This is a genomic window from Pseudomonas sp. Pseusp10, assembly GCF_059492225.1.
Genome location: NZ_CP168528.1, coordinates 364833 through 377421 on the forward strand (window position 1 = coordinate 364833; position 12589 = coordinate 377421).

The 12589-nt window shown below is 61.3% G+C and carries 10 protein-coding genes; 5 read left to right on the plus strand and 5 right to left on the minus strand.

Annotation, left to right across the window (positions count from 1 at the left end):
- The first annotated feature begins 3 nt into the window (after nt 1–3).
- The 4 genes from tfpB (at nt 4) to ACEN8Z_RS01640 (ending at nt 3623) form a co-directional block, all read left to right on the plus strand.
- Nucleotides 4–1788, plus strand: coding sequence for a type IV pilus assembly ATPase TfpB (tfpB, locus tag ACEN8Z_RS01625; RefSeq protein WP_495596591.1), 1785 nt, complete (start codon nt 4–6; stop codon nt 1786–1788).
- A 70-nt stretch (nt 1789–1858) separates the two neighbouring features.
- Complete coding sequence (locus tag ACEN8Z_RS01630) at nt 1859–2779, plus strand: SPFH domain-containing protein (RefSeq protein WP_495596592.1); 921 nt, start codon at nt 1859–1861, stop codon at nt 2777–2779.
- Nucleotides 2780–2787: 8 nt separating this feature from the next.
- Nucleotides 2788–3237, plus strand: a complete 450-nt coding sequence (locus ACEN8Z_RS01635; RefSeq protein WP_495596593.1) for an NfeD family protein — start codon at nt 2788–2790, stop codon at nt 3235–3237.
- Between the two features lie 68 nt (nt 3238–3305).
- Nucleotides 3306–3623 (plus strand): DUF2388 domain-containing protein, encoded by a 318-nt coding sequence (locus ACEN8Z_RS01640; protein ID WP_495596594.1) that lies wholly within the window; start codon nt 3306–3308, stop codon nt 3621–3623.
- A 195-nt stretch (nt 3624–3818) separates the two neighbouring features.
- Here the strand turns inward: ACEN8Z_RS01640 and gcvP are convergent, their stop codons facing one another.
- Nucleotides 3819–6692, minus strand: coding sequence for an aminomethyl-transferring glycine dehydrogenase (gene gcvP, locus ACEN8Z_RS01645; protein WP_495596595.1), 2874 nt, complete (start codon nt 6690–6692; stop codon nt 3819–3821).
- Nucleotides 6693–6845: 153 nt separating this feature from the next.
- Between gcvP and ACEN8Z_RS01650 the strand changes: the two genes are divergently transcribed.
- The gene (locus tag ACEN8Z_RS01650) at nt 6846–7985 is read left to right on the plus strand and encodes a DegT/DnrJ/EryC1/StrS family aminotransferase (protein ID WP_495596596.1); all 1140 of its coding nucleotides are present in this window, start codon (nt 6846–6848) and stop codon (nt 7983–7985) included.
- 80 nt (nt 7986–8065) lie between these two features.
- On the opposite strand, the gene gcvH is transcribed toward ACEN8Z_RS01650, so the two are convergent.
- The 4 genes from gcvH to ACEN8Z_RS01670 all read right to left on the minus strand — a co-directional run bounded on the left by gcvH (nt 8066) and on the right by ACEN8Z_RS01670 (nt 12563).
- Nucleotides 8066–8449 (minus strand): glycine cleavage system protein GcvH, encoded by a 384-nt coding sequence (gene gcvH / locus ACEN8Z_RS01655; RefSeq protein WP_007982924.1) that lies wholly within the window; start codon nt 8447–8449, stop codon nt 8066–8068.
- 49 nt (nt 8450–8498) lie between these two features.
- The gene (gcvT, locus tag ACEN8Z_RS01660) at nt 8499–9581 is read right to left on the minus strand and encodes a glycine cleavage system aminomethyltransferase GcvT (protein ID WP_495596597.1); all 1083 of its coding nucleotides are present in this window, start codon (nt 9579–9581) and stop codon (nt 8499–8501) included.
- Between the two features lie 156 nt (nt 9582–9737).
- Nucleotides 9738–11354 (minus strand): ABC transporter permease, encoded by a 1617-nt coding sequence (locus ACEN8Z_RS01665; protein ID WP_495596598.1) that lies wholly within the window; start codon nt 11352–11354, stop codon nt 9738–9740.
- A 204-nt stretch (nt 11355–11558) separates the two neighbouring features.
- The gene (locus ACEN8Z_RS01670; RefSeq protein ID WP_495596599.1) at nt 11559–12563 is read right to left on the minus strand and encodes an extracellular solute-binding protein; all 1005 of its coding nucleotides are present in this window, start codon (nt 12561–12563) and stop codon (nt 11559–11561) included.
- Nucleotides 12564–12589: the final 26 nt, after the last annotated feature.

Genomic DNA, 12589 nt, shown 5'->3' on the forward strand with positions numbered 1-12589 from the left:
CGCATGTCCGTACAACTCGCCCTTCAGGACCGCTGGCTGGATCTCAATGATGTGCTGCGCGAACTGGTCGCCCAGGGCTTTATCAGCCAGGATTCGGCCGAACACGCGCTCAATGCCCGGCGCCGCAACGCCGCCCATGGCCAGATGCATCCACTGGAGTTCATCGCCAGCCAACAGCTGGACGACCTCAGCCGTCCCGGCAAACCGCTGGACCTCGAAAGCCTGACCCTGTGGCTATCCCGGCAGGCCGGCCAGCCTTACCTGCGCATCGATCCGTTGAAAATCAACGTCGCGGCCGTGACACCGCTGATGTCCTATGCCTTCGCCCAGCGCCACAAAATCCTCGCGGTATCGATCGACCGTGAGGCGGTGACCGTGGCCAGCGCCCAGCCCTATGTCAGCGGCTGGGAGGCCGACCTGACCCACGTGCTCAAATTGCCGGTCAAGCGCGTGGTGGCCAACCCGGCGGACATCCAGCGCTTCAGCGTCGAATTCTTCCGCCTGGCCAAGTCGGTCACCGGGGCGAACAACGCCGACTCGCAGGTCAGTACCCTCGGCAATTTCGAACAGCTGCTCAACCTCGGCGCCAGCGATCAGGAGCCGGACGCCAACGACGCACACATCGTCAACATCGTCGACTGGCTGTTCCAGTACGCGTTCCAGCAACGCGCCAGCGACATCCACATCGAACCCCGGCGCGAGCAAGGCACGGTGCGCTTTCGCATCGACGGAGTGCTGCACAACGTTTATCAATTCCCGCCCCAGGTCACCATGGCCATCGTCAGTCGCCTGAAAACCCTGGGGCGCATGAACGTCGCGGAGAAACGCAAACCCCAGGACGGCCGGGTGAAAACCAAGACCCCGGACGGCGGCGAAGTCGAACTGCGCTTGTCGACATTGCCCACAGCCTTCGGCGAAAAAATGGTCATGCGGATCTTCGACCCGGAAGTATTGCTCAAGGACTTCGACCAGCTTGGTTTCTCCGCCGACGACCTGCGCCGCTGGCAGGACATGACCCGCCAGCCCCACGGCATCATTCTCGTCACCGGGCCGACGGGTTCGGGCAAGACCACTACCCTCTACACCACCCTGAAAAAACTGGCGACGCCGGAGGTCAACCTCTGCACCATTGAAGACCCGATTGAAATGATCGAGCCGGCGTTCAACCAGATGCAGGTCCAGCACAACATCGACCTGACCTTCGCCGCCGGTGTGCGCGCGCTGATGCGGCAAGACCCGGACATCATCATGATCGGCGAGATCCGCGACCTCGAAACCGCGGAGATGGCGATCCAGGCTGCGCTCACCGGACACCTGGTGCTGTCGACTCTGCACACCAACGATGCACCCAGTGCCATCAGCCGCCTGTTGGAGCTCGGCGTGCCGCACTACCTGATCAAGGCCACGGTGCTAGGCGTCATGGCCCAGCGACTGGTGCGAACCCTGTGCCCGCACTGCAAGGCACCGCTGACGCTGGGCGAAGACGACTGGCAAACCCTGACCCGTCCCTGGCAAGCACCGTTGCCGGCCAATGCCCAGCGTGCCACCGGTTGCGTGGAATGCCGCGACACCGGTTATCACGGTCGTGCCGGGGTCTACGAAATCATGCAGCTCAGCGACAGCATCAAAGCACTGATCAGTCCCGACACCGATCTGCTGGCCGTGCGGCGGCAGGCATTCAAGGAAGGCATGCGCAGCCTGCGGCTGTCAGGAGCGCAAAAGGTCGCCGCCGGGCTGACGACCATCGAGGAGGTTCTGCGAGTGACACCCCAGAGCGAGCAGAACTGAACCCCCGCTGTTCTATCCGGGACCGCTACACTCCAGCGAATGCAACTCCACACATCAACAAGGAATCGTTATGCAGATCGGTAGCGTGCTTTTGCTTTTTATCGGCCTGGTGGCCGCCATTCTGTTCATGGGTTTCAAGGTCGTGCCCCAGGGCTTTGAATGGACCGTCGAGCGTTTCGGGCGCTACACCAACACGCTCAAGCCGGGGCTGAACGTCATCGTTCCGGTCATGGACCGCATCGGCCGCAAGATGAATGTGATGGAAAGCGTGCTGGATATTCCGCCGCAGGAAGTCATCACCGCCGACAACGCCACGGTGCAAATCGACGCCGTGTGTTTCTTCCAGGTGGTCAACACGGCCCAGGCCGCCTACGAGGTCAACAACCTCGAACACGCCATCCGCAACCTGCTGCAAACCAACATCCGTACGGTGCTCGGCTCGATGGAGCTCGACGCCATGCTCAGCCAGCGTGACGGGATCAACGAAAAACTGCTGCGCACCGTCGATGAAGCGACCGCGCCGTGGGGCATCAAGATCACCCGGATCGAGATCAAGGACATCAGCCCACCCGCCGACCTGATGGCGGCGATGTCGGGGCAGATGAAAGCCGAACGGATCAAGCGCGCACAGATCCTCGAAGCCGAAGGCCTGCGCGCCGCAGCGATCCTGACCGCCGAAGGCAAGAAGCAGGCGCAGATCCTCGAAGCCGAAGGCAGTCGTCAGGCCGCATTCCTGGAAGCCGAAGCCCGCGAGCGGCAAGCCGCGGCAGAAGCCCAGGCCACCAAAGTGGTGTCCGAAGCCATCGCCAGTGGCAACGTGCAAGCGGTCAACTACTTCGTGGCGCAGAAGTACATTGATGCGCTGGGCAAGTTGTCTTCGGCCAACAACAGCAAAGTGATCCTGATGCCGCTGGAGGCCAGTTCAATGATCGGCTCGGTGGGTGGCATTGGCGAAATCATCAAGGCCACTTTCGATAACAAGAAAGCCTGAGGCGCGCCATGTGGGCATTTTTGCAGCATCTTTCGTTCTGGGACTGGTTAGCACTGGGCACGGTGCTGTTGATTCTTGAAGTGTTCGGCGCCGGCGGCTACCTGTTGTGGATCGGCATGGCGGCAGCAGCCGTGGGCGTCCTGACCTTCCTCTTGCCGGACCTGTCCTGGGAGTGGCAGTTTCTGTTGTTCGGCCTGCTGTCGATCGCCACCGCGTTGTACTGGTGGTGGCGTCAGCGTACGGCGACGCGCCCGAGCGATCAGCCACACCTGAATCTGCGTGGCCAGGAACTGATCGGCAAAACCTTCGTGGTGTATGAAGCGATTGTCGACGGTCGCGGCAAAATCAAGGTGGCCGACGGCGTGTGGATGGCCCGCGGGCCGGACACCGCCATTGGCAGCCGCGTGCGGGTGGTCGGCCAGCAAGGCGCGATCCTGCTGGTCGAAGCGGCGGAATAGGCAGCCATGGAACTCGATTGGGGGTTGGCAATCCAAGGGCGTAGTTAACCCAGTGGAGTCACCCTTTCATGCGTTTCAAGCTTGCTGTCGCTACCATCGCTCTGTTGTCCCTGCCTGTCGGCTCGGCGATGGCCGATACTTTTTGGCGTAACATTCTTACATCCGGCGCCACCACCGGTTCGAGCTATCTGACTTCCAAGGATCACAAGCTGATCGTCGCGGCCCAGGACGACGCCAGCAGCTTCGTCGCCAGTGACGGCGGCATCCGCGGTCCGTACCTGGAAGCGGCCATGCAGAAAGTCCGCGCCAGCAACCCTGGCCTGCAAGCCACGGACATGGAACTGGCGAACGCGATCCTGGCGAAGAATGCCGTGGCTTCGGAATAAGCGTTGCGAATGAAAAATGCCGCTCACATGAGCGGCATTTTTTTGCCTTGCAAATAAAAATACCCCTGTTCGCCGAGCCCCCTGTAGGAGCGAGCTTGCTCGCGATAGCAGTGGATCAGTAAAAACTTCATTAACTGTCACACCGTAATCGCGAGCAAGCCCGCTCCCACAGTTGGTTATGCGTTGCCTGGGAGATCAGCGGTAATCATCCACCGGCACACACGCACAAAACAGGTTCCGGTCTCCATACACATTGTCCACCCGGTTCACCACCGGCCAGTATTTGTGAGCCTTGGTGTGTGCGTCCGGTGTGACCGCTTGCTCGATGCTGTACGGCCGCTCCCACATGCCGGTGATATCGGCCAACGTATGCGGCGCACCTTTCAGCGGGTTTTCTTCAGCCGGCCAGTTACCGTTTTGCACCTCGTTGATTTCCGCGCGGATGCTCAGCATCGCCCCAATGAACCGGTCCAGTTCCGCCTTCGATTCACTTTCGGTCGGTTCGACCATCAGCGTCCCCGGCACGGGAAACGACATGGTCGGGGCATGGAAGCCGTAATCCATCAGGCGCTTGGCCACGTCCTCTTCGGTAATGCCGGTCAACGCCTTGAGCGGTCGCAGGTCGAGGATGCATTCGTGGGCCACCCGCTCGTTGCGCCCGGTATAAAGAACCGGGAAAGCACCGGATAAATGCCGCGCCAGGTAATTCGCGGCAAGGATCGCCACTTCGCTGGCGTCCGCCAGTTGCGGCCCCATCATCGCGATGTACATCCAGCTGATCGGCAGAATGCTTGCGCTGCCCCAAGGCGCTGCGCTGACGGCGCCATTTTGCGGATGCGGCCCGTCGATCGGCACCACCGGATGGTTGGCCACGAACGGCGCCAGATGCGCCCGAACACCAATCGGCCCCATGCCCGGCCCACCTCCACCATGGGGAATGCAGAAGGTCTTGTGCAGGTTCATGTGCGAGACATCGGCGCCAATATCGGCCGGCCGCGCCAGCCCGACCTGAGCGTTGAGGTTGGCGCCATCCATGTACACCTGACCGCCGTGCTGGTGGATCACTTCACAGATTTCGCTGATGCCTTCCTCATACACCCCATGGGTCGAAGGATAGGTCGCCATCAGGCAGGCGAGCTTGTCTGCGGCCTGCGCGGCTTTTTCCTTGAGGTCGTCCAGGTCGACGTTGCCCGCCTCGTCACACTCGACGATCACCACACGCATCCCGGCCATCTGCGCCGATGCGGGATTGGTGCCATGAGCCGACGAAGGAATCAGGCAAATATCGCGGCCGCCCTGTTGCCGGCTCTCATGGTATTTGCGGATCGCCAGCAACCCGGCGTATTCGCCCTGGGCACCGGAGTTGGGTTGCATGCAGATCGCGTCGAAACCGGTGATCGCGCACAACCAGCGCTCCAGTTCTTCGATCATCAGCCCATAACCGGCGGCCTGCTCTTTGGGCACGAACGGATGCAGATTGGCGAACTGGGGCCAGGTAATCGGGATCATCTCGCTGGTGGCGTTGAGCTTCATGGTGCAGGAGCCCAGCGGGATCATCGATTGATTGAGCGCCAGGTCCTTGTTTTCCAGTTGCTTGAGGTAGCGCAGCATCTCGGTTTCGCTGTGATGGGCGCTGAACACGGGATGGCGTAGATAAGGCGAAGTTCGCGCCAGCCCTTCGGGAATTCCACCAGGCAAGACTTCGGCATCCAGGTCCTCGATACTGAGCCCGTGATCGGCCCCCAGAAACACGTCGAACAACTTCGCCACGGTAGCTTCGTCGCAGGCCTCGTCGAGGCTCAAGCCCAGTTGGCCGCGCCCGAGAATCCGCAGGTTGATCTGCGCGGCCCGGGCACTTTCGATGATGGCGGTCTGGGTTCCGCCGACTTCCAGCGTCAGGGTGTCGAAGAAGTGCCGGTTGACCCGGGTGATACCGTTTCGCTCGAGCCCGGCGGCGAGGATGCAGGTCAGCCGATGAACCCGCTGGGCGATCCGCTTGAGTCCTTCCGGGCCGTGGTAGACCGCATAGAAACTGGCGATATTGGCCAGCAGCACCTGGGCCGTGCAGATATTGGAGTTGGCCTTCTCCCGGCGGATGTGTTGCTCGCGGGTTTGCAGGGCCATGCGCAGGGCGATGTTGCCCCGTGCATCTTTCGAAACCCCGATGATCCGCCCGGGAATCGCTCGCTTGTATTCATCGCGACTGGCAAAAAATGCCGCGTGAGGCCCGCCGTAGCCCATGGGCACGCCAAATCGCTGGGACGAGCCGAACACCACATCGGCGCCCAGTTCACCCGGCGGGGTCAGCAACAGCAGGCTCAGCAAATCCGTGGCGACACAGGCCAGGGCCTGTTGCGCGTGCAGGTGATCAATCAGCGGCCGCAGGTCATGGATTTCACCGTGGGTGTCAGGGTACTGCAGCAGCGCGCCGAACACCTGGTGCTGCTTCAGGTTATCCACAGCATCGACGATCAGCTCGAAGCCGAAACCTTCAGCACGGGTCTGCACCACGGAAATGGTTTGCGGATGGCAGTTTTCGTCGACAAAGAACAGGTTGCTTTTGGACTTGGCGACCCGCTTGGCCAGGGCCATGGCTTCCGCCGCAGCGGTGGCTTCATCGAGCAGCGAGGCATTGGCCAGTTCCAGGCCGGTCAGGTCGATGGTCAGTTGCTGGAAGTTCAGCAGCGCCTCGAGCCGTCCTTGGGCGATCTCTGGCTGATAAGGTGTGTAAGCAGTGTACCAGCCGGGATTTTCCAGCACATTACGCAGAATGACCGCCGGTGTGAGGGTGCCGTGGTAGCCCATGCCGATCAGGCTGGTCCAGACCTGATTCTGCTCGGCATAACCGCGCAGCTTGGCCAGCGCGGCCTCTTCATCGAGGGCCGGGGGCAGGTCCAGCGCCCGGTTGAGGCGAATGCCCGGGGGCACGGTTTGCTCGATCAATTCGACCCGGCTGCCAAGACCGAGGCTGTCGAGCATCGCCTGTTGCTCGGCGGTATCGGGTCCGAGGTGGCGGCGAAGAAAGGCATTGGGGTCGCGTAATTGGCTCAGGGACGGCAACTGGGACATGACGGGCTCTCTCTTGACTGGCGCTCAGCGTCGATGCAACACGGTCAAACCAGCATAGCAGTCGATATCCGCATGGATGATGTGGCGCCTTCGACCAATCCCGATCATCATGTTCGGCGCCTACCTAATGTCCGCTGATCGGTGACTGTATCCATGAGCCAACTGCCTTTCCTGCCGTTTTCCAAACCCACTATCGATGAAGCCACGATTGCCAGCGTCGGTGACGTATTGCGCTCCGGCTGGATTACCAGCGGCCCAAAGGTCCAGACCTTCGAAGCGCAACTCTCCGAGTATTTTGGCGGGCGCCCGGTGCGCACCTTCAATTCCGGCACCTGCACCATGGAAATCGCCTTGCGTATTGCCGGGATCGGGCCGGGCGATGAAGTGATCACCACGCCGATTTCCTGGGTGGCCACCGCCAACGTCATCCTGGAAGTCGGCGCCACCCCGGTGTTTGCCGACATCGACCCGGTGACCCGCAATATCGATCTCGATCAACTGGAAGCGGCGATTACCCCCCGCACCAAAGCCATTATCCCGGTGTACCTCGCCGGGTTGCCCGTGGACATGACGCGTTTGTACGCCCTGGCGCAAAAGCACGGCCTGCGGATTGTCGAAGATGCGGCCCAGGCATTGGGCTCCAGCTGGAATGGCCAGCGCATTGGCTCGACCGGTGATTTCGTGTCCTTCAGTTTCCAGGCGAACAAAAACGTCACCTCATCCGAGGGCGGTTGCCTGGTGCTGAACACGGCCGAAGAAGTACGACTGGCGGAGAAATACCGGCTGCAGGGCGTTACCCGCAACGGCTTCGATGGCCTGGACGTCGACGTGCTGGGTGGCAAATTCAACATGACCGACGTCGCGGCGGCCATTGGCCTTGGGCAATTTGCTCATATCGAAGCCATTACCGCTCATCGCCGTGACCTGGCCCGACACTATTTCGCCTGCTTTGGCGAGGATTTCGAAGCGCAGTACGGGGCGCAATTGCCTCCGGCGGATTTCACCCAAAGCAACTGGCATTTGTTCCAGCTGGTATTACCGGAACGCACGGATGGCAAACCGGCACGGGCGACTTTCATGGAGCAGATGCAGGCACTGGGTGTCGGGATCGGCTATCACTACCCGCCGATTCACCTGTTGAGCCTTTACCGCGAGCGCGGTTTCAAGGAGGGCATGTTCCCGGTCGCTGAGCGGATCGGCCGGCTGATTGTCTCGCTGCCGATGTTCACGGCGATGAGCAAAGCGGATGTCGAGCGTTCGGTGGCTGCCGTGAAGGCCGTTCTGAAACCTTGAACAACCCTTGAGCTGGCTTGCCGGCGATGGCGATTTCGAGGACGCCATCGCCAGCAAGCTGGCTCCTACAGGGGCGAGCATTACTCGCCGATGGCAGCCTTGTAGCCGGCGGCATCCAGCAGTTTTTCCAGATCGGCGGTGTTGCTTGGCTTGAGCTTGAAGATCCACGCGCCGTACGGGTCGCTGTTGAGCAGTTCCGGCGAAGCGCTCAGGTCTTCGTTGACCGCAATCACCTCACCGGCAATCGGGGAGTAGATATCAGAAGCGGCCTTGACCGATTCAACGACACCAGCCTGATCTTCAGCGGCAAACACGTTGCCGACTTCAGTCAGCTCGACGAACACCACATCACCCAGCGCTTCCTGCGCGTGATCGCTGATGCCAACGGTGACGGTGCCATCGGCTTCCAGACGTGCCCATTCGTGACTTTCGGCAAAACGCAGGTCGGCAGGGATATCGCTCATGTTCTGTGTCCTCAGGAATATGGTCGGCGGGCATGCCCGCCAGAAAAGGTTAGATCAAGGTTTTGCCGTGGCGTACGAAGGTCGGTTTGACCACCCGAACCGGGTACCACTTGCCACGGATTTCCACTTCAGCACGGTCGGCAGTTGCCATCGGCACGCGCGCCAGTGCAATCGACTTGCTTAGCGTAGGAGAGAAACTACCACTGGTGATCTCCCCTTCGCCAACATTGGCGATGCGGACCACCTGATGAGCGCGCAAAACCCCGCGTTCCTCAAGGACCAGACCGACCAGTTTGTGCTGTACGCCGGCAGCCTGCTCGGTTTCCAGCGCCTTGCGCCCGATGAACTGCCGAGTGGCCGGTTCCCAGGCAATGCTCCAGGCCATATTGGAGGCCAGCGGTGAAACATCCTGCTGGATGTCCTGGCCGTAAAGGTTCATGCCGGCTTCGACTCGCAAGGTATCCCGCGCGCCAAGGCCGATGGGAGAAATCCCGGCACCGACCAGATCGTTGAAAAAGCCTGGCGCCTGATCGGCCGGCAGAATGATTTCCAGGCCGTCTTCGCCGGTATAACCGGTGCGCGCGATGAACCAGTCACCGTCGGACAGGCCTTCGAAAGGCTTGAGAAGCTGAATCAGGTTGCCGCGGGACTGGGTGACCAGTTCGGCAATTTTTTGCCGGGCGTGAGGGCCCTGGATGGCCAGCATCGCCAACTCGGAACGTTCGCGAAGTTGCACGTCGAAACCGTCGAGACGGGCTTGCATCCAGGCCAAGTCCTGATCGCGGGTGGAGGCATTGACCACCAGGCGATAGCCCTCATCGAGACGGTAGACGATCATATCGTCGACGATCCCACCCTGCTCGTTGAGCATGGCGCTGTACAGCGCACGGCCAGGGCTGTGCAGGCGTTCGACGTCATTGGCCAGCAAATGCTGAAGCCAGGCTTTGGCCTGGGAGCCACAGACGTCGATTACGGTCATGTGGGACACATCAAAGACACCGCAATCGCGGCGCACCTGGTGGTGTTCCTCGACCTGCGATCCATAATGCAGAGGCATGTCCCAACCGCCAAAATCGACCATCTTCGCGCCGAGTGCGAGATGAAGGTCATACAGAGGCGTACGCTGTCCCATGGGTTTCTCCTTCCGGGCGTGGCGAAGGTGCGGACAAGCGCTGTACGGACTGAAGGCCTTGAAACAAAGGGTCTTTAGCCGATTTCAGCCACTTGGTCTGTCAGACGGGCCGCACCGAATGCCGCGCATTGTAGCCGCAAGGTGTAGGACTGACACCTAGCTGTTTCGATGTGCCGAGCGCCGGATCAATCCGATGACCGGCAACAGCCCGACCAGCACCAGGGTCAATGCCGGCAAAGACGCCCTCGCCCATTCGCCTTCGCTGGTCATTTCAAAGATACGCACCGCCAGTGTGTCCCAGCCAAACGGGCGCATCAGCAGGGTCGCGGGCATTTCCTTGAGCACGTCGACGAACACCAGCAGCGCAGCGCTCAACGTGCCGGGCAACAACAATGGTAGATACACTTTGAAAAACAGTCGTGGCCCACTGACGCCCAGGCTACGTGCCGCTTCGGGCAAAGATGGCCGTATACGCGCCAGGCTGTTTTCCAGTGGCCCGTAGGCCACGGCGATAAAGCGCACCAGATACGCCAGCAGCAACGCCGCCAGACTACCGAGCAGCAGCGGTTTGCCCGCGCCTGCGAGCCAGCTCGAGAGCGGGATGACCAGTTCACGATCCAGGTAACTGAACGCCAGCATGATCGACACCGCCAGCACCGAGCCCGGCAAGGCGTAACCCAGGTTGGCCAGACTGACCCCGGAGCGAATGACGCGGGTTGGCGCCAGTCGTCGGGCAAACGCCAGTAACAAGGCGACGCTGACGGTGATCAACGCCGCCATCGCCCCCAGGTACAAGGTATGGGCGATCAGCCCGGCGTAACGCTCATCAAGATCGAAACGCCCACGCTGCCAGAACCACACCATCAGTTGCAGCATTGGAATGACAAAGGCGCAGGCAAATACCAGTCCGCACCATGTCATGGCTGCCAGCGCCTTGACGCCTCGCAGGTGATACAGCGCCTTGACCCGTGGTCGCTCGTTACTCGCCCGGTTGGCCCCGCGAGCACGCCGTTCGCCGTACAACACGAGCATCACCACCAGCAGCAACAGGCTGGCCAGTTGCGCAGCGGAGGACAGGCTGAAAAAACCGTACCAGGTCTTGTAGATGGCCGTGGTGAAGGTATCGAAGTTGAACACCGACACCGCGCCGAAATCCGCCAGGGTTTCCATCAGCGCCAATGCCACGCCCGCACCAATGGCTGGCCGCGCCATCGGCAGAGCCACCCGCCAGAATGCTTGCCAGGGCGATTGGCCAAGGACCCGCGCCGCTTCCATCAGGCCTTTGCCCTGAGCCAGGAATGCAGTGCGGGCCAACAGGTACACATAGGGATAGAAAACCAGCACCAGCACCACAATCACCCCGCCCGTGGAGCGCACGCGCGGTAACCGCAGACCACTACCGAACCACTCGCGCAGCAGGGTTTGCACAGGCCCGGCGAAATCCAGCAGGCCGACAAACACGAACGCCAGCACATAGGCTGGAATCGCGAAGGGCAGCATCAATGCCCAGTCCAGCCAGCGCCTGCCGGGGAATTCACAGAGACTGGTCAGCCAGGCGAGGCTGACACCCAGCAGGGTGACACCCGCACCGACACCGAATACCAGCGTCAGCGTGTTGCCCAGCAGGCGCGGCATCTGCGTGTCCCACAGGTGGGACCAGATCTGAGCGTCGATGGTTTGCCAGGAAAGCAGCAGGACGCTCAGGGGCAACAGGACCAGCGCAGCGATGGCGAAGACGACTGGATACCAGCGGCGTTGGGCGGGGTGGGCCACAGGCTTGGTTCTCTACTATTAATGGGTGAGATCGACACTGCAGGAGCGAGCTTGCTCGCGAAAAACGTCAACGATAACGCGGGGAGCCTGACGGTCCGCGGTGCCCTGACGTTCATCGCGAGCAAGCTCGCTCCTACAGAGTCAAAAGCACGGGGCACTCAAACAAAACGCCCCGCATAGGCGGGGCGCAGTATAACGGTCGACTCAGTTCCAGCCCGCCCGATCCATCATGCGGATTGCTTCAGCCTGGCGCTTGCCGGCAATTTCCACTGGCAGGGTATCGGCAATGAACTTGCCCCAGGCCGCCACTTCCTCAGAAGGTGCCACCGCCGGGTTGGCCGGGAACTCCTGGTTCACGTCGGCAAAGATTTTCTGCGCTTCAGGCGTGGTCATCCACTCGACCAGGGCCTTGGCCGCTTCCGGGTGCGGCGCGTGTTGGGTCAGGCCGATACCCGACAGGTTGACGTGTACACCACGGTCAGCCTGGTTCGGCCAGAACAGCTTCACCGGCAGGTCTGGCTTCTGCTTGTGCAGGCGGCCGTAGTAGTAGGTGTTGACGATACCGACGTCGCACTGGCCGGCATTGATCGCTTCCAGCACGGCGGTGTCATCGGAGAACACGTCCGTGGACAGGTTCTTGACCCAGCCCTTGAGGATTTCCTCGGTCTTCTCGGCGCCGTGCACTTCGATCATGGTCGCGGTCAGGGACTGGTTATAGACCTTCTTCGCCGTGCGCAGGCACAGGCGGCCTTCCCATTGCTTGTCGGCCAGCGCTTCGTAGGTGGTCAGTTCACCCGGCTTCACCCGATCAGTGGAGTAGGCGATGGTCCGCGCCCGCAGGCTCAGGCCGGTCCAGGCATGAGAGGCTGCCCGGTATTGCAGCGGGATGTTGGCGTCGATGGCTTTCGAGGTGAACGGCTGGAGGATGCCCATCTGCTCGGCTTGCCAGAGGTTGCCGGCATCGACGGTGAGCAGCAGGTCGGCCGGCGTATTCGCGCCCTCGGCCTTGAGCCGCTGCATCAGTGGCGCTTCCTTGTCGGTAATGAACTTCACCTTCACGCCGGTCTTGGCGGTGTAGGCATCGAATACTGGCTTGATCAGCTCGTCGATACGCGAGGAGTAGACCACCACCTCGTCAGCGGCCTGGGCGGCGGTGCTGCCGATCAGGGTCAAGGCCAGTGCAGTCAGTAGACGCTTCGGTGCCAACATGGGAGCGGTCTCTCGATTGAAAAATG